This is a genomic window from Nocardioides sp., from assembly GCF_964229035.1.
Taxonomy (GTDB): domain Bacteria; phylum Actinomycetota; class Actinomycetes; order Propionibacteriales; family Nocardioidaceae; genus Nocardioides.
This window is the reverse complement of sequence record NZ_CAXRAZ010000039.1, coordinates 13,566-30,145: the sequence shown is the minus strand read 5'-3', so window position 1 is coordinate 30,145 and position 16,580 is coordinate 13,566. Positions and strand designations below refer to the sequence as shown.

Below are 16,580 nucleotides of genomic sequence, written 5' to 3'. Positions count from 1 at the left end.
CATGACCACCGACGAGGCGCACGACGCTGACCTGCGCACCGTCGACGAGCTGGCCGCCGCGGCCGGTCTGAGCGTCCGCACGACCCGCTACTACGCCAGCCTGGGCCTGCTGCCCCCGCCGGCTCGGCGCGGTCGCATGGCCTGGTACGACGACACCCACCTGGCCCGTCTCCAGATGATCCGCGCCCTGCAGGGGCACGGCTTCACGCTGCAGGCCATCGAGAAGTACCTCGGCTCCCTGCCCGACGACGCCGGCCTCGACGAGCTCGCGGTGCAACGCGCCATGCTCACCTCGTGGACGGCGGGGGAGCTGCCGACCGCGATCAGCCGGCGCCAGCTCGAGCAGCACGTCGGGCGCGCCCTGAGCGACGACGACCTCGGGCTCGTGGAGGACCTCGGCCTGCTGCAGCGCACGGTCGACGACCAGGGGCGCACACGCTTCACGCCGGCGCCGGGCTTCGACATCGCCCTGGAGCTGATCGGTCTCGACATCCCCGTGGACGGCGTGCGCCAGGCCGTCGACGCGATCACCCGCCACATGGATGCGCTCGCCGGTGAGCTGACGGTCATCTTCCGCGAGCAGGTGCTCGGGCCCTGGCGCCGCGACGCCCGCCTTTCCCGCGACGACGCCGAGCAGTTCGAGTCGACGCTCTCCACGCTGCGACGCCTGACCCTCGAGGCCATCGTGCGCGGCTTCCAGCGCTCGGCCAACGATCTCATCGCCCGCTCGCTCGAGCGGCGCTGATCCGCCCGCCGGCCGGCCGCGGTGCGCCCCGTCGTCCACGGGGGAGAGGTGATGGCCTAGGGTCCGCCTCGTGACCCAACGCACCCTCGTCCTCCTCAAGCCCGACGCCGTCCGCCGCGGCCTCGTCGGCCAGGTGCTGGCCCGTTTCGAGGCCAAGGGACTGCGCATCGTGGCGCTCGAGCAGCGCCACATCGACGCAGCGCAGGCCGACGCCCACTACGCCGAGCACGTCGAGCGCGACTTCTACCCGCCGCTGCGCGACTTCGTCACCAGCGGCCCCCTGGTGGCGCTCGTGCTCGAGGGTGACGAGGCGATCGAGGTCGTGCGCGCCCTCAACGGCGCCACCGACGGCCGCAAGGCCGCCCCCGGCACCATCCGCGGCGACCTGTCGCTGTCGAACCGCGAGAACCTCGTGCACGGTTCCGACTCGCCCGAGTCGGCCGAGCGCGAGATCGCGCTCTGGTTCCCCGGCCTCGCCTGAGCCCTCCGCCGCCGTCCGGGCGGCCGTCGTCCACAGGGGTGTCGGTGGCAGATTCACCGGCCAACTGATGAAACTCGCGCTGGTCGGCTGAAGTTTCGGTCGGTCAGCACGAGATTCACCGGTGAACCGGTGAATCCCCGCCCGCCGCAGCGAGCCCCAGCAACCCCACGAATCACACCGGCCCCACCCGCCTCCGGCGTGGCGGCACGGGAGCGGGGCGGACTTTCCCTACGCTCGCCACTGTCGGACGACGGATCGCGCGCTCGTCGCCCGCACCCGACGTCCCCTCGCGGGGGCGCCGGCTTCCCCGAAGCGCGCGAGGGTCCCGGTGTGGACCTCAGACGTGCTGCGAGGGATCGTGAGGGCGAACTCCATCATCGGCCGCGACATGGCGGTCGACCTCGGCACCGCCAACACGCTGGTCTACGTGCGCCGTCGGGGCGTGCTGCTCGACGAGCCGAGCGTGGTCGCGATCGACGACGCCTCGGGCGAGGTGATCGCCGTCGGCCACCAGGCCAAGCAGATGCTGGGCCGCACCCCCGACACGATCACCGCGCTGCGGCCGCTGCGTGACGGCGTGATCGCCGACTTCGAGGCCACCGAGCAGATGCTGCGCGAGTTCATCGCGCGCGTGCACCGGCGCCGCTACTTCGCCAAGCCGCGCATGGTCATCTGCGTGCCGAGCTCGATCACGCCTGTCGAGCAGCGCGCGGTCAAGGAGGCCGGCTACCAGGCCGGCGCCCGCCGGGTCTACGTGGTGGAGGAGCCGATGGCTGCCGCGATCGGCGCGGGGCTGCCGGTGCACGAGCCCACCGGCAACATGGTCGTCGATGTCGGCGGCGGCACCACCGAGGTCGCCGTGATCTCCCTCGGCGGCATCGTCACCTCGCTCTCGATCCGCACCGCCGGCGACGACCTCGACGCCGCGATCGTGGCGTGGATGAAGAAGGAGCACGGCGTGATGCTCGGCGAGCGCACGGCCGAGGAGGTCAAGATCGCCCTCGGCTCGGCGTTCCCTCGTCCCGACGAGCCGGCGGGCGACGTCCGCGGTCGCGACATGGTCTCCGGCCTGCCGCGCACGGTGACGGTCAGCGCCGCCGAGATCCGCCAGGCGCTCGAGGAGCCGCTGCACGCCATCGTGGACGCCGTCCGGGTCACCCTCGACCAGACGCCCCCCGAGCTGGCCGGCGACATCATGGACCGCGGCATCGTGCTCACCGGCGGCGGCGCCCTGCTGCGCGGCCTCGACGAGCGCATCCGCCACGAGACCGGCATGCCCGTGCACGTGGCCGACGACCCGCTGGTGTCGGTGGCCATGGGCGCCGGACGGTGCGTGGAGGAGTTCGAGGCGCTCCAGCAGGTGCTCGTGACCAACCCGCGACGGTTCTAGAAGGCGCCCCATGGCTATCGACACCCGCCCCGTCCGCCCCCCGGCGCCCGCGCCGCGCACCCGCTCCGAGTCGGTGCTGCGCGCCCCCGGCGGCCCGCGCCGACGCCCCGCCCGCCGCCCCGTGGACGACGACCGCGGCCGTCCCTCCACCTCGCTCGTCGCCGCCCTCGTCCTCGCGTGCGGCGCGCTGATGGCCCTCGACCACGCCGGCGCGGCGTCGCCGATCGAGCCGGTGCGCACGGTCGTGGGCGACGTCCTCGGCCCGGTGGAGGCCGCCGCGTCCCGGGTCACCGGACCTGTGGCGGGCCTGCCCGGCGCGCTGCGCACCAACGGCGACCTGCGCGAGCGCGTGGACGCGCTCGAGCAGCAGAACACCGACCTGCGCACCCGTCTCGACAAGGCCGGCTACGACCGGCGTCGCCTGGCCGACCTCGCCGGGCTGCGCCGACTGGCCGGCGACCTCGGCTACGCGCTGCTGCCCACTCGCGTCATCGCGGTGGGCGGGTCGCGCGGGTTCTCGAGCACGATCACCATCGACGCCGGGTCCGACGCCGGCCTGCACCCCGACATGACCGTCGTCGCGCCCGCCGGTCTCGTCGGGCGCATCACCTCGGTGACGCGTCAGACCGCCACCGTGCTGCTGCTCGTGGACGCCGAGTCCGCCGTCGGCGGTCGGGTCGCCGACGACAGCGAGCTGGGCTTCGTGACCGGTCGCGGCGACCTCGGCGCGGGAGAGCGGCTGCAGATGCAGCTGGTCGACGCCTCGGTGGTGCCGAAGGTGGGTCAGGAGGTCGTCACCTGGGGCAGCGAGGGCGGTGCGCCCTACGTGTCCGGGGTGCCGATCGGTCGCGTCACGAAGGTCTACGAGTCGGTGCGCGAGACGTCCTACCGCGCCGTCATCGAGCCGGCGGTCGACCTGAGCCGCCTCGACCTCGTGAGCGTGGTCGTGCCCTCCGGCACCGCCGGCCGCGTGATCGAGGCCGACGGGAGCCTGCGATGAGGCCCGGCGCGTCGCGACGGCTCGCGGTCGTCGTCCTCGCGGCGGTGGTGGCGCTGCTGCTGCAGGTCACGGTGCTGCCGCCCTTCGCGCTGCGCGCCGGCGGTTTCGACGTCGTGCCCGACCTCGTGCTGCTGGTGGTCGTGGCCACCGCCCTCTTCGTCGACGCGCGCACCGGTCTGCTCGTGGGCTTCGGCGCGGGCCTGCTGCTCGACCTCGCCCCGCCGGCCGACCACCTGGCCGGCCGCTGGGCGCTGGCGCTGGTGGCGGTGGCCTACGTGGTGGGTCGCCTGGCCCACGACGACGCCGGCGTCTCGTCCCGGGCCGGCGCCACGGCGCCGGGCGAGGGCTCGCGCCGGGTGCCCCTGCCGGTGCTGCTCGCCGCCCTGGCCGGCGGCTCCTTCGTGGGCACGTCGGTCTTCGCGCTCACCGGGCTGCTGCTCGACGACACCGGCGCCTCGGTGGGCGGCCTCCTGGTCGCCGTCGGCGTCGCCGTCGTCCAGGACCTCGTGGCCGGCCTGGTCGTGGTGCCGCTCCTCGCGCGTCTGCTCGTGCCGGGCGCGCCCCGCCGTCGGCCGCGGTCGCGCGGCGACGAGGCGGCTCTGCGCCCCCGGTCGCAGGACGACGAGCGCAGCTGGATGCGGGTCGGATGAGCGCCGGCGCCTCGCACCGCAGCCGCCTGCGGCTGATCGTCATCCAGACCCTGGTGTTCTCGCTGCTGGGCACCCTCGGCGCCCGCCTCTACTACCTCCAGGTGGTCTCGGGCGAGCGCTACCAGGGCCAGGCCGCATCGCAGTCGGTGCGCGAGATCGTCGTCCAACCGCAGCGCGGGCTCGTGGTCGACGCCATGGGCCGCCCCCTGGTGACCAACCGCCTCACGTGGGTGGTGTCGATGGACCGCACCCTGCTGGGGCGGATGTCCCCGGCCGATCGTGCCGAGCTGCTGCGGCGCACGGGCGCCGCGATCGGAGTGCGCCCGAAGGCGCTGGAGCGCAAGCTGCTGCTGTGCGGCGACCCCGGCGCGGTGGCGGGGGAGTGCTGGAACGGCTCGCCCTTCCAGCCGGTGCCCGTGGCCACGGACGTGCCGCAGGCCGGAGCGCTGCGGGTGCTCGAACAGCCCGAGGACTTCCCGGGTGTGGTGGTCGACCGCCAGAGCCTGCGGCAGTACCCCTCGCCCTTCGGCATCAACGCCGCCCACCTGCTCGGCTACCTGAGCCCGGTGACCAAGGAGGAGCTCGACCGCGCCGAGGACTCCGGCGACACCTCCGTCAACGGCGCTTCCGTGGTGGGTCGCGCCGGCGTGGAGAAGGAGTACGACGCGTGGCTGCGCGGGCAGCCCGGCTACCAGCAGGTGGCCGTCGACTCCCAGGGGCGGGTGCGCCAGGACGTCTCGGACCTCAAGGCCCAGCCCGGCGACACGCTGGTGACCTCGATCGATGCCCGCGTGCAGGGCGTGGTCGAGCGCCAGCTCGCCGACATGATCCGCACCCAGCGCGCCACCTTCGACCCGGTGACCAAGCGCAACTACGAGGCCGACTCCGGCGCCGCCGTCGTGATGGAGGCGCGCACGGGCCGCATCGTCGCGATGGCCAGCGAACCCACGTACGACCCCTCGGTGTGGGTGGGCGGCATCACCGACAAGCAGCTGGAGCACCTCTACTCCGAGAAGGCCGGCACCCCGCTGCTCGCGCGCTCCTTCCAGGGTCAGTTCGCCCCGGGCTCGACGTGGAAGCCGTTCATGACCGTCGGCGCGCTCACCCACGGCTACTCGCGCGACACCGTGCTCAACTGCGCCTCGTCGGTGCAGATCGGCAACCGCGCCTTCCGCAACCACGAGTCGGCCGGCTACGGGCCGATCGGGTTCGCCCGAGCCCTCGAGGTCTCGTGCAACACCTTCTTCTACCAGGTGGGCATGCACTTCTGGCAGAAGGGCGGAGCCGACCCCGACGACGTCCGCGCCAAGGACCCGCTCGTGGCCCAGGCGAAGAAGTTCGGCTTCGGCCAGCGCACCGGTGTCGACCTCCCGGGCGAGGCCGCCGGTCGCGTGGCCGATCGTGCGTGGAAGCGCGAGTACTACGAGTCGATGAAGAAGTACTACTGCGACATCGCCGACAAGCCGCAGACCAAGAAGACCTCCGACTTCGTCTACAAGTTCGCCCGCGAGTTCTGCGTGGAGGGCTGGAAGTACCGCCTGCCCGACGCCGCCAACTTCGCCATCGGCCAGGGCGACACCATCGTGACGCCGCTGCAGCTCGCGCGCGCCTACGCGGCACTCTCCAACGGCGGGACGCTGTGGAAGCCCCGGATCGGCAAGGCGATCGTGTCGCCCTCCGGTCAGGTGATCCGCGAGATCGAGCCCGAGAAGGAGCGCACCGTGCGCATCCCGAAGGGGGTGCGCACCTACCTCGACGAGGCGCTGCAGGGCGTGTCGAGCCGCGGCACCATGTCGTGGAAGCTCGGCGGCTTCCCGCTCGCCGACGTGCCGATCCGCTCCAAGACCGGCTCGGCCGAGGTCTACGGCAAGCAGTCCACCGGATGGGTCGCCTCCTACACCAAGGACTACGTGGTCGTGATGATGGTGACCCAGGGCGGCACCGGCTCCGGCGCCACCGGCGCGGGCGTCCGCAAGATCTGGGAGGCCCTCTACGGCGTGCAGGGCGACAAGGTCGAGCCGCGCACCGCGGCGATCCCCGGCACCCGCCCACCCGCCACCCTGCCCCGCTTCGAGGACGACGGTTCGATCATGCCGCCCGCGCGCACCGCCTCGGCGCGTGCCGCCGCACGGAAGGACGGCTGACGTGCCCGCCACCCAGCGCCCGATCCAGCGCCCGGTCCAGCGCCCGATCCAGCGCACCGGCCAGCGCCCGCGTCGCACCACCGCCTCGCGTCGGATCCCGCTGCCGCACTGGCGCGACATGGATGTCGTGCTCCTCGCCGCCGTGCTCGCGCTCTCGGTGCTCGGCTGTGTGCTCGTGTGGTCGGCCACCGCCGAGCGCGACGCCCTCACCGGCGGCGATCCGCGCGCCTTCGTGATCAAGCAGGTCGTCAACGTGCTCATCGGGCTCGTGCTGTTCGCGCTCGTCGTGGTCACCGATCACCGCTGGGTGCGCATCCTCGCGCCGCTGGGCTATCTCGCCGCCGTGGGCGGACTCGTCCTCGTGCTCGTCATGGGCACCACAATCAACGGCTCGCGCTCCTGGTTGATGATCGGCGGCACCTCCTTCCAGCCCTCCGAGCTGGCCAAGTTCGCCGTCGTCGTCGGCATGGCGCTGGTGGTGGCCGAGCGCAGCGAGGGACGCTGGCGCGACCGCGTCGCCGGTGCGGACGTCGTCCTCATGCTCGCCGTGGCGGGAGTGCCGGCCGCGCTGATCCTCGCCCAACCCGACCTCGGCACCATGCTCGTGCTAACCGCCACCGTCTTCGGGGTGATCGCCGCCAGCGGCGCCCACCGCCGCTGGCTGGTCGGCCTCGCTGCGGCGGGTGTCTCGGCTGCGGTGCTCGCCGTGGCCGGCGGCGTGCTCAAGGCCTACCAGGTCGACCGGTTCCTCGCCTTCACCGACCCCTCGCTCGACCCCCGGGGAGCCGGCTACAACGTCGAGCAGGCCCGCATCGCGGTCGGCAACGGCGGCCTGTTCGGCCAGGGCCTCTTCCAGGGCTCGCAGACCCAGTCGGGCTTCGTGCCCGAGCAGCACACCGACTTCGTCTTCACCGTGGCCGGTGAGGAGCTCGGGCTCATCGGCGCCGCGGCCATCGTCGCCCTGCTCGGTGTCGTGCTCTGGCGGGCCCTGCGCATCGCGGCCGCCAGCGACGACGTGTTCGGCCGCATGGCCGCCGCCGGCATCGCCTGCTGGTTCGGCTTCCAGGCCTTCCAGAACATCGGCATGTGCCTCGGGATCATGCCCGTCACCGGGGTTCCGCTGCCGTTCGTGTCCTACGGCGGTTCGTCGATGTTCGCCGGCATGCTCGCCGTGGGTTTGCTGCAGAACATCCACCTGCGCACCCTCTCCGGGCCCTCCGCCCGCCTCGCCCCGCAGCAGCGGGTGCTCGTGCGCGGCTGAGCCGGGCGGGCCTGCCACGCCGCTCCCCGGCCGCCACCCCACCCGTCGCGCCGCCGGCACCGGATGGACGACGGATGAGCGCTGCCTGTGAGTTCGGTGAATCTGCAGCGCGTCGCGGCCGAATGGTCCAGCATCGAGCAGTTGTCACGACGAGGAGGACTTGATGGGACGCACCGGTCAGACCCTGCGCCGCCGCACCGCTCAGAGCATCGGCGAGCGGCAGGGCGGCAGCCCGCAGAAGGCGGGCACCGGCGTGGGGTGGGGCGCGAGGCTCCGCTACGGCTTCGACAACACGATGTCGCGCGGCACGCCCGCGCTGGTGGCGTGGCTGTTCGCGGTCACCGTCGTGGTCGTCCTCGTCTTCGCGGTCTTCGACATCGTCACGAGCCTGCGCGACCCCGAGGTCGGTTTCGGTGAGGCCACCTGGCAGTCGCTCATGCACGCGCTCGACCCGGGCGCGGTGGCCGCCGACACCGGGCTCGGCCTGCGCATCGTCATGCTGGTGCTCACCATCGTCGGTCTGTTCATCGTCAGCGCGCTCATCGGTGTGATCGCCGCGGGCATCGACGCCCGCATCGCCGAGCTGCGGCGCGGGCGTTCGGTCGTCCTCGAGAAGGACCACACGGTCATCCTCGGGTGGTCGGAGTCGATCTTCACCGTCATCAGCGAGCTCACCATCGCCAACGAGAGCCGCCGCAAGCCGATCGTCGCGGTGCTCGCGCCGGGCGACAAGGTCGACATGGAGGACGAGATCCGCGCCAAGGTGCCCGAGCTGCGCGGCACCCGCATCGTCGTCCGCTCGGGCCACCCGACCGACCTCGCGGACCTCGCGCTCGTGAGCCCCTCGACCGCGCGCTCGGTGATCGTGCTCTCGCCCGGCAACCCCGGCGACGCCACCGACGACTCCTTCGACCCCGACCGCGAGGTCGTCAAGACCCTCCTGGCGCTGCGCAGCTCCGAGGACGACGCCAGCGAGGGCCCGCGCGTCGTGGCCCAGCTGCGCGACGCGACCAATCTCGAGGTCGCCCGCCTGATCGGCAAGCGCCGCGCCGCGCACACCTCGCTCCTCGACATCCGCGAGACGGTGGCCAAGCTCGTGGTGCAGACCTCGCGCCAGTCGGGGGCCGCCGCGGTGTACCGCGAGCTCTTCGACTACGACGGCGACGAGATCTACTTCCTCAGCGACCACGGCATGGCGGGGAGCACCTACGCCGAGGCGCAGCAGGCCTTCGAGAGCGTCAGCGTGATCGGTCTGGTCGACGGCGAGAACGCCCGCCTCAACCCGGCCGCCGACACGGTCGTGGGTGATCGCGCCCTCGTGGTGGTGGCCGAGGACGACTCGATCCTGTCCTCGGCGCCGCGCACGAGCGTCGTCGTCGACGAGTCGGTGTTCGCCGAGCGTCCCGAGATCGAGGAGCGCCCGACCCACGGCGTCCTCATCGGGTGGAACGACCGCGCCCCCGTCATCGTCAGCGAGCTCGACCGCTACGCACCCCCGGGATCGACCCTCACCGTGCTCACCGCCTACGGAGAGCCCACCTGGCCCGAGCTGTCGAACCTCGAGGTCACCGTGGTGCGCGCCAAGACCACCCAGCGCGCGGTGCTCGACGCCCACGTGCCGCCGGACGCCGACCAGGTGCTCGTGGTCTGCTACGCCGACCACCTCGACGCCGAGGCCGCCGACGCCACCACGCTCATCACCCTGTTGCACGTGCGCGACATCCTCGCGCTCAACGCGAGCAGCACACCTGTGGTGAGCGAGATGATCGACGACCGCAACCGCGCCCTCGCCCAGGTCGCCGATGTCGACGACGTGGTCGTCAGCGGCGAGATCGTCAGCCTCATCGTCACCCAGCTCTCCGAGGACTCGCGGATCGAGCCCGTGCTGGCCGACCTGCTCGACTCCGACGGCAGCGAGATCTACCTGCGCCCCGCCGAGTGGTACGTGCGCCCCGGCGTCGAGACCACGTGGGCCACCGTCGTGGCCTCGGCGGCGCGCCGCGGTGAGACGGCGCTCGGTTTCGCCTCGCCCGGCCTCGCCGACGCCGGGTCGCGGGTCGGCGTGGTGGTCAATCCGGCCAAGAGCGAGCCGCTCGAGATCGGGCCGGGCGATCGCGTCGTCGTCCTCGCCGAGGTGTGAGCGGAGGCGGGCGGAGACGTCGCCGGAGCGCGCTATTCCCGCCTCTCGGGGTGAGCATCGCGACACCGTCGCTGCTTCGTTGTCAGACAATCGCCGGCCCTAGCATTCTTCGGTGACGATCGACCTGCACACCCACTCCCGGGTCAGCGACGGCACCGCGTCGCCGGGCGATCTCGTCCGTGCGGCCGCGGCAGCGGGCCTGCACGCCCTCGCCCTGACCGACCACGACACCACCAGCGGGTGGGCCGAGGCGACCGACGCCGCCGCCGAGGCCGGGATCGCGCTGGTGCGCGGCATCGAGATCAGCACGCGCCACCGCGGGCAGGGCGTGCACCTGCTGGCCTACCTCACCGACCCCGGGCACGCGGGCCTGCAGGCCGAGCTCGACCGCGTCGTGGCCGGCCGCGACGACCGCGTGCCCGCCATGCTCGAGCGCCTGCGTGAGCTCGGCGTGCCCGCCACCGAGGAGGCGCTCGCCGAGGTCGCCGGCGACAGCGTCGTCACGGGGCGCCCGCACGTGGCGGACCTGCTCGTGCACCTGGGTGTCGTGCCCGATCGCGACGCCGCGTTCGCCGACTACCTCGCCGACGGCGGCCCCGCCTTCGTCGACCGCTACGCCCCGCGCCTGCCCGACGCCATCGCGCTGGTGCGGGCCGCCGGGGGAGTGCCCGTGATCGCGCACCCGTGGGGGCGTGGCTCGGCCGCCGTCCTCGGCGCCGATGCCCTCGCCCGCCTCGTGGACGACGGCCTGGCCGGCCTCGAGGTCGACCACCTCGACCACGGTGCCCGTGAGCGCGAGGAGCTGCGGGCGATCGCGGAGCGCCTGGGGCTGCTCGTCACCGGTTCCAGCGACCACCACGGCACCGGCAAGGTCGGCCACGACCTCGGCTGCGAGACCACCGCTCCGGCGGTGCTGCGCGCGATCGTCGAGACCGCTGCCGCCCAGGGCTCGCCCACCACGCTCGTCGGCGACGTCGCGGGGGTGGTGTGACGATGGTCGAGGGCGTGCTTTTCGTCGAGGTCTTCGTGACCCTGTTCGTCATCATGGACCCCGTCGGCACGGTGCCGATCTTCCTCTCGCTCACCGCCGGACGCTCGGCGGCCACGGCGAAGCGGGCGGCCTGGCAGGCGGTGCTCGTCAGCTTCCTGGTGATCACGCTCTTCGCGCTGTTCGGGCGCCAGATCCTCAGCTACCTGCACATCTCGCTGCCCGCCCTGCAGTGCGCCGGCGGTCTCCTGCTGCTGCTCGTGGCGCTCGAGCTGCTCACCGGCAAGGAGCAGGAGCAGGTGGCCCCCAGCGACGCCAACATCGCACTGGTACCGCTCGGCACGCCGCTGCTCGCCGGCCCCGGCGCCATCGTGGCCACGATGCTGTTCGTGCAGGACATCGGCAGCTGGCAGAGCGGTCTGTCGGTGGCGCTCGGCGTGGTCGCGGTGCACGTGGCGATGTGGTTCGCGATGCGCTACTCGCTGCCGATCCTGCGCCTCATCCGCGAGGGCGGCGTCCTGCTCGTCACCCGCATCGCGGGCCTGCTGCTGTCGGCGATCGCCGTGCAGCTCGTGGCCGACGCCGTGCGCGCCTTCATCGCCGGCGAGGGCTGATAAGGCGCTACGTGCGGACTACTTGCGGCCGAGCCCCTGCAGGCGCTGTAGCGCCGAGCGGGGCACGAGACGGCTCGCGCCCACGATGACCTTGTAGCGGCGCGAGGGCACCGAGATGGCGCGGCCGCGCTCGAAGTCGGCCAGCGCGTCGCGCACCAGCCGGTCGGGCTCGAGCCACAGGACGCGCGGCGCGGTCGCGTCGCGGTCGGCCACGCCGAGGCGCTGGTGGAACTCGGTGCGCACGAAGCCGGGGCACAGCGCCATCACCCGCACGCCGCGCGCGGCGTACTCCTGGTGGGCCCACAGGCTGAAGGAGTTCACCCACGCCTTGGCGGCGCTGTAGGTGCCGCGGGGCAGGAAGGCCGCGACGCTCGAGACGTTGAGGACGCCGCCGCGGCCACGCTCGAGCATCCCGGGCACGGCGGCGTGGGTGAGGCGCAGCACGGCGCGCACGAGCACGTCGTGCTGCGCCTGCTCGAGCTCGATCGGGTTGACGTCGAAACGCTCCTTGAGCCCGAAGCCCGCGTTGTTGATCAGCACGTCCACCGGCCGGGCGCGATCGGCCAGTCGCTGCTCTACCGTCGCCAGCTGCTCGGGATCGACGAGGTCGGCCACGAGCACCTCGGCAGCCACCCCGTGGGTGCGTGCGAGGTCGGCGGCCACCGACTCCAGGCGGGCCGCGTCGCGCGCCACCAGCACGAGGTCGTGACCGCTCGCGGCGAGCTGTCGGGCGAACTCCAGACCGATGCCGGCGGTGGCGCCGGTGACGAGGGCGGTGGGCATGTCGATCAGTCAACCAGCCCCGGTCGAGCGCCGGCACGTCGTCCGCCTCGCGAGCCGCGGCGATCGGACGCCGACCGCACGCCGCGGGCGGGGGCCGCGTCGGGCATGATGGGGGCGATGAACAGCGACCGCGCCTCTGCTCCCGGCACCACGATCCTCGCCGTCGCCAACCAGAAGGGCGGCGTGGCGAAGACGACCAGTGTCGCCTCGCTGGGTGCTGCGCTCGCCGAGCTGGGCGAGCGCGTGCTGCTCGTCGACCTCGATCCCCAGGCCTGCCTGACGTTCTCGCTCGGCATCGACCCCGAGGACCTCGAGCTCTCGGTGCACCACGTGCTCACCAAGGGCACCGGCGTCGAGGAGGTCATCATCTCCACTGACGACGGCGTCGACATCCTGCCCGCGACGATCGAGCTCGCTCGCGCGGAGGCCGACCTGCTCACCCGCACGGGGCGCGAGCACGTGCTGCGCGGGGTGATGGAGGACCTCGCCGCGGGTGGTCGCCACTACGACTGGGTGCTGCTCGACTGCCCGCCCTCGCTCGGCGTGCTCACCGTCGCCGCGCTCACCGCGGCCCAGGGAGTGCTCATCCCGCTGCAGTGCGAGACCCTGTCGCACCGTGGCGTGGGGCAGCTCCTCGACACCGTGCACGACGTGCGCCGCTTCACCAACCGCGACCTCGAGGTGTGGGGCGTGCTCCCCACCCTCTACGACGGTCGCACCACACACGCGCGCACCGTGCTCGAGACGATCAGCGACACCTACGACCTCGAGGTCGTCGAGCCGCCGATCCCGAAGACGATCAAGTTCGCCGAGGCTCCTGCCGCCGGCCGCTCCATCCTGGCCACGAGCCGCTCCAGCAAGGGCGCGCAGGCCTACCGCGAGGTGGCGGCCACCCTGCAGCGCCGGGCCGCCCGCTGACGATGGGCACGTCTCCGGGCCGGCGGCGCGCCGGCTCCCACCGCGCAGCGCCTGGCGGTGCTCGGCGCGCGAGCCCGGTCCGAGGTGCGCGCCGCGCCGACCCCTCGCGGGCACGGCGCGGGCTCGGTGCCCTGGGCGGCCTCGCGGGCCTGGCCTCGGCCGCGGCGGTGACGGCGGTCGTCGTCCTCGGTGGGGCGGTGGCGGGCGGACTCGGGGCCGGCGAGCGCGCCGCGGACCCGGTGAGGGAGGCCGAGAGCCGTCGGGCGAGCGAGGGCACCGACACCGACGGCTCGACCGGTCGCCGGATCCCGGCGATGGCCGGACTGCGACTGGAGGCCGACGGCACGAGCGCGGCGGTCGCGGACTCCACCGCGCTGCCCGCCGACTCGGGGCGCGGCCGTCGCGTGGTGTTCAGCGAGAGCCGCCAGCGGGTGTGGCTCGTCGGCGGCGACGGCCGGGTGCAGCGCACCTACCTGGTCTCCGGCAGCCTCTACGACAATCTCGACCCCGGTCGCTACGAGGTCTTCTCGCGCAGCCGCAACGCCGTGGGCATCGACGACTCCGGCACGATGGAGTACTTCGTGCGCTTCACGCTGGGCGATGAGGGCGCTGCGATCGGCTTCCACACCATCCCCGTGGACGACGGTCGCCCCGTGCAGCGGGTGGCCGACCTCGGCACGCCGCGCTCGCACGGGTGCATCCGCCAGCGGCGGGTGGACGCCGTGGCGCTGTGGCGTTTCGCCGACCTCGGCACGCGCGTCGTCGTCACGCCCTGACCCGGTCCCGTGCCGCGCGCGGATGCGGCCGGTCAGCGCCGACGGGAGCCAATCAGCGCCATCCGCGCCGCTGAACGCGGCGACCCGCCGCCCGGAAGGGCGGCGGGTCGCCGTGTCGGTGCGTGTCGGTGCTGGTCGTTGTCGGTGCGGCTCAGGCGTCGCCGGCCGGAGCCGCGGCGGCACCCTGGCCGCCGCCACCGGAGCGGCGGCGACGACGGCGGCGGTTGGGGCTGGAGCCGGCGGGACGCTCGCCGCCCTCGGCCGAGCCGCCGGCCGGGCGCTCGGCCGCGCGGGACTCGCCGGCCTCCCCGGCGACCGGCTGGCCGCTGCGGGTACGGGTGCGCGTGCGGGTGCGCTCGCCGGAGCCGCCGCGCGAGCGACCGCCACGGTCACCGCGCTCGCCGCGCTCGCCACGCTCACCTCGGTCGGCGCGGGGCGCCGGGGGAGCGGGCGGGGCGCTGCGGCCCTTGGTGCCCTCGGGGATGCCCTGCTCGGTGAACAGGTGCGGCGAGGTGGAGTAGGTCTCGACCGGCTCGTCGAAGGGCAGGTCGAGCGCCTTGTTGATCATCTTCCAGCGGTGCACGTCGGTGGCGTCGACGAGCGTGATCGCGATGCCGGAGGCGCCGGCGCGACCGGTGCGACCGATGCGGTGCACGTAGGTCTTGTCGTCCTCGGGGCAGGTGTAGTTCACGACGTGGCTGACGCCGGAGACGTCGATGCCGCGGGCGGCGACGTCGGTGGCGACCAGGATCTTGATCTTGTCCTCGCGGAACTTCGTGAGTGCCTTCTCGCGCGCCACCTGCGCCATGTCGCCGTGCAGCGGGCTGGCCTTGAAGCCGCGCTCGACGAGGTCGTCGGCCACGCGCTGGGCCTGACGCTTGGTGCGGGTGAACACGATCATCTTGTCGGCGTCCTCGGCCTGCAGCAGGCGCCCGAGGATCTCGGGCTTGTCGAGGTCGTGGGCCAGGTAGATGAACTGCGCGGTGGCCGGCACGGTGGCGTTCTCGTAGGAGGACTCCGCGCGGATGTTCATCGGGTGGCGCATGTGCATGCGCGCCAGCGCCACGATCGCCGAGGGCATCGTGGCCGAGAACAGCATGGTCTGGCGGCTCTCGGGGGTGAGGCGCAGCAGCTTCTCGACGTCGGGCAGGAAGCCGAGGTCGAGCATCTCGTCGGCCTCGTCGAGCACGAGCGCGTGCACGTGCGAGAGGTCGAGGACGCGGCGGTTGGCCAGGTCGATCAGGCGACCGGGCGTGCCCACGACGATGTCGACGCCGGCCTCGAGGGCCTCGGTCTGGGGCTCGTAGCCCACGCCGCCGTAGATGGTGAGCACGCGCAGGCCGCGGTCGCGGCTGGCGAGCTCGAGGTCGCTGGAGACCTGGAGCGCGAGCTCGCGAGTCGGCGCCACGATGAGTGCCTGCGGCTTGCCCTGGGCGGCCGGCGCCAGCTCGGCGTAGCCGGGGTCGCCCGGCGCGACGCTGCGCTGCAGCACCGGGATGCCGAAGGCGAGCGTCTTGCCGGTGCCGGTGCGGGCCTGGCCGATGAGGTCGGTGCCGAGCAGGGCGACCGAGAGGGTCATCTCCTGGATGGCGAAGGGGTGGGTGATCCCGCCGCGCTCCAGCGCGTCGCAGATCTGGGGGTGCACGCCGAGGTCGCGGAAGGATGGCGACGCCGCCTTCTCCGCCGGGGCCTCGGTTGCGTCGGTGCCGGTCTCGGTCTCGAGGAGGTCGGCGTCGGGCGTAGGAGTATCGGTACTGATGATCGTGTCGCTTTCGAAAGAGTGTCGACCGGCTGGTTCGAGCTCGGTCGGCAGGCGCTGATTCGTCGAAGCGGCTGTCTCACACTCAGCCGCGCACATACGTCGGGCGGGTTCGCCCGGGGCGGGGTGTCGCGACGCTCGGGGCGGACGACGTCGTCCGCGCGGGAGAGCCGGGCACAGGCCCGTCGCCGTCATGCTACTTGTACCCTGCCGCCATGGCTGAATCCGTCGACGCGCCCCGCGCGTCGCACCCCGCCGGCATCGACGACGACCCCGCCTACCGCGAAGCGGTCGTCGACCTGCTCGCGGTGATCGCCTACGGCGAGATCTCCGCCTTCGAACGGCTCGCGGACGACGCCTCGCTGGCGCCCACGCTGGCCGACAAGCTCGACCTGGCCACGGTCGCCAGCATCGAGCTCGGCAAGGTCGCCCCGCTGCATGCGCGGCTGCGCGAGCTGGGGGTCGACCCGTTCGAGGCGATGGCGCCGTTCCGTCGTCCGATCGACGAGTTCCACCGCCACACCGCCCCCGCCGACTGGTACGAGGGCCTGGTCAAGGCCTACGTGGGCGACGGACTGGCCGACGATTTCTACCGCGAGATCGCCGCCCACCTCGACCCCGTCACCCGCGACCTCGTGCTCTCCAGCACCGAGGAGGGCTCGCACGCCGGCTTCGTGGTCGACCGGGTACGTGCCGGCATCGCGGCCGACCACGTGCTCGGTGGCCGCCTCGCGCTCTGGGGCCGCCGGCTCATGGGGGAGGCTCTCATCCAGGCCCAGCGCATCGCCGCCGACCGCGACGCGCTGAGCGCCATGCTCGCGGGCGGGTCGGAGCGGCCGGGCCTCGACCTCGCCGAGATCGGCCGGATGTTCACCCGTCTTACCGAGCGCCACCTGCAGCGCATGGGCGAGCTGGGCCTCGAGGCCTGAGG

The 16,580-nt window shown here is 73.2% G+C and carries 15 protein-coding genes; 13 read left to right on the top strand and 2 right to left on the bottom strand.

The genetic code is table 11. The features are described 5' to 3' along the window. The first annotated feature begins 1 nt into the window (after nt 1). From ACERUN_RS12895 to ACERUN_RS12850, 10 genes are all read left to right on the top strand, one after another. Entirely contained in the window at nt 2–745 is a 744-nt protein-coding gene (locus ACERUN_RS12895) for a MerR family transcriptional regulator (RefSeq protein WP_370290400.1), read from the top strand. A 70-nt stretch (nt 746–815) separates the two neighbouring features. Then, nucleotides 816–1,226 carry a nucleoside-diphosphate kinase gene (ndk, locus tag ACERUN_RS12890; RefSeq protein ID WP_370290399.1) on the top strand — a complete coding sequence of 137 codons (411 nt, stop codon included), beginning with the start codon at nt 816–818 and terminating at the stop codon, nt 1,224–1,226. Nucleotides 1,227–1,584: 358 nt separating this feature from the next. Then, entirely contained in the window at nt 1,585–2,616 is a 1,032-nt protein-coding gene (locus ACERUN_RS12885; RefSeq protein ID WP_370290398.1) for a rod shape-determining protein, read from the top strand. A 10-nt stretch (nt 2,617–2,626) separates the two neighbouring features. Continuing rightward, complete coding sequence (gene mreC / locus ACERUN_RS12880) at nt 2,627–3,616, top strand: rod shape-determining protein MreC (RefSeq protein ID WP_370290397.1); 990 nt, start codon at nt 2,627–2,629, stop codon at nt 3,614–3,616. Further along, the gene (gene mreD, locus ACERUN_RS12875) at nt 3,613–4,266 is read left to right on the top strand and encodes a rod shape-determining protein MreD (RefSeq protein ID WP_370290396.1); all 654 of its coding nucleotides are present in this window, start codon (nt 3,613–3,615) and stop codon (nt 4,264–4,266) included. The genes mreC and mreD overlap by 4 nt, the downstream gene beginning before the upstream one ends. Further along, a complete protein-coding gene (gene mrdA / locus ACERUN_RS12870; protein WP_370290395.1) occupies nt 4,263–6,410 on the top strand; it encodes a penicillin-binding protein 2 in 2,148 nt (715 codons plus the stop codon). The genes mreD and mrdA overlap by 4 nt, the downstream gene beginning before the upstream one ends. Before the next feature lies 1 nt (nt 6,411). After that, on the top strand, nt 6,412–7,671 hold the full coding sequence (gene rodA, locus ACERUN_RS12865; RefSeq protein WP_370290393.1) for a rod shape-determining protein RodA: 1,260 nt from the start codon (nt 6,412–6,414) through the stop codon (nt 7,669–7,671). Between the two features lie 163 nt (nt 7,672–7,834). Beyond that, nucleotides 7,835–9,811: a hypothetical protein gene (locus ACERUN_RS12860; protein ID WP_370290392.1), complete on the top strand. Its 1,977-nt coding sequence runs from the start codon at nt 7,835–7,837 to the stop codon at nt 9,809–9,811. Nucleotides 9,812–9,923: 112 nt separating this feature from the next. Then, the gene (locus tag ACERUN_RS12855) at nt 9,924–10,802 is read left to right on the top strand and encodes a PHP domain-containing protein (protein ID WP_370290391.1); all 879 of its coding nucleotides are present in this window, start codon (nt 9,924–9,926) and stop codon (nt 10,800–10,802) included. 2 nt (nt 10,803–10,804) lie between these two features. Then, nucleotides 10,805–11,413 carry a MarC family protein gene (locus ACERUN_RS12850; RefSeq protein WP_370290442.1) on the top strand — a complete coding sequence of 203 codons (609 nt, stop codon included), beginning with the start codon at nt 10,805–10,807 and terminating at the stop codon, nt 11,411–11,413. A gap of 18 nt (nt 11,414–11,431) precedes the next feature. Here the strand turns inward: ACERUN_RS12850 and ACERUN_RS12845 are convergent, their stop codons facing one another. Next, nucleotides 11,432–12,196: an SDR family NAD(P)-dependent oxidoreductase gene (locus ACERUN_RS12845; RefSeq protein ID WP_370290389.1), complete on the bottom strand. Its 765-nt coding sequence runs from the start codon at nt 12,194–12,196 to the stop codon at nt 11,432–11,434. A gap of 117 nt (nt 12,197–12,313) precedes the next feature. On the opposite strand from ACERUN_RS12845, the gene ACERUN_RS12840 reads away from it, so the two are divergent. Together ACERUN_RS12840 and ACERUN_RS12835 are read left to right on the top strand one after the other, a co-directional pair. After that, complete coding sequence (locus ACERUN_RS12840; RefSeq protein ID WP_370290388.1) at nt 12,314–13,114, top strand: ParA family protein; 801 nt, start codon at nt 12,314–12,316, stop codon at nt 13,112–13,114. Between the two features lie 2 nt (nt 13,115–13,116). Continuing rightward, entirely contained in the window at nt 13,117–13,890 is a 774-nt protein-coding gene (locus tag ACERUN_RS12835) for a L,D-transpeptidase (RefSeq protein WP_370290387.1), read from the top strand. A 151-nt stretch (nt 13,891–14,041) separates the two neighbouring features. On the opposite strand, the gene ACERUN_RS12830 is transcribed toward ACERUN_RS12835, so the two are convergent. Continuing rightward, nucleotides 14,042–15,652, bottom strand: coding sequence for a DEAD/DEAH box helicase (locus ACERUN_RS12830; protein ID WP_370290441.1), 1,611 nt, complete (start codon nt 15,650–15,652; stop codon nt 14,042–14,044). Nucleotides 15,653–15,864: 212 nt separating this feature from the next. On the opposite strand from ACERUN_RS12830, the gene ACERUN_RS12825 reads away from it, so the two are divergent. After that, nucleotides 15,865–16,578, top strand: coding sequence for a ferritin-like fold-containing protein (locus ACERUN_RS12825; protein ID WP_370290386.1), 714 nt, complete (start codon nt 15,865–15,867; stop codon nt 16,576–16,578). Nucleotides 16,579–16,580 lie beyond the last annotated feature (2 nt).

Coding starts and splice junctions, on each gene's coding strand:
- ACERUN_RS12895 (WP_370290400.1), top strand. CDS start 2: ATGACCACCGACGAGGCGCACGACGCTGACCTGCGCACCGTCGACGAG.
- mreC (WP_370290397.1), top strand. CDS start 2,627: ATGGCTATCGACACCCGCCCCGTCCGCCCCCCGGCGCCCGCGCCGCGC.
- mreD (WP_370290396.1), top strand. CDS start 3,613: ATGAGGCCCGGCGCGTCGCGACGGCTCGCGGTCGTCGTCCTCGCGGCG.
- mrdA (WP_370290395.1), top strand. CDS start 4,263: ATGAGCGCCGGCGCCTCGCACCGCAGCCGCCTGCGGCTGATCGTCATC.
- ACERUN_RS12860 (WP_370290392.1), top strand. CDS start 7,835: ATGGGACGCACCGGTCAGACCCTGCGCCGCCGCACCGCTCAGAGCATC.
- ACERUN_RS12850 (WP_370290442.1), top strand. CDS start 10,805: ATGGTCGAGGGCGTGCTTTTCGTCGAGGTCTTCGTGACCCTGTTCGTC.
- ACERUN_RS12845 (WP_370290389.1), bottom strand. CDS start 12,196: ATGCCCACCGCCCTCGTCACCGGCGCCACCGCCGGCATCGGTCTGGAG.
- ACERUN_RS12840 (WP_370290388.1), top strand. CDS start 12,314: ATGAACAGCGACCGCGCCTCTGCTCCCGGCACCACGATCCTCGCCGTC.
- ACERUN_RS12835 (WP_370290387.1), top strand. CDS start 13,117: ATGGGCACGTCTCCGGGCCGGCGGCGCGCCGGCTCCCACCGCGCAGCG.
- ACERUN_RS12825 (WP_370290386.1), top strand. CDS start 15,865: ATGGCTGAATCCGTCGACGCGCCCCGCGCGTCGCACCCCGCCGGCATC.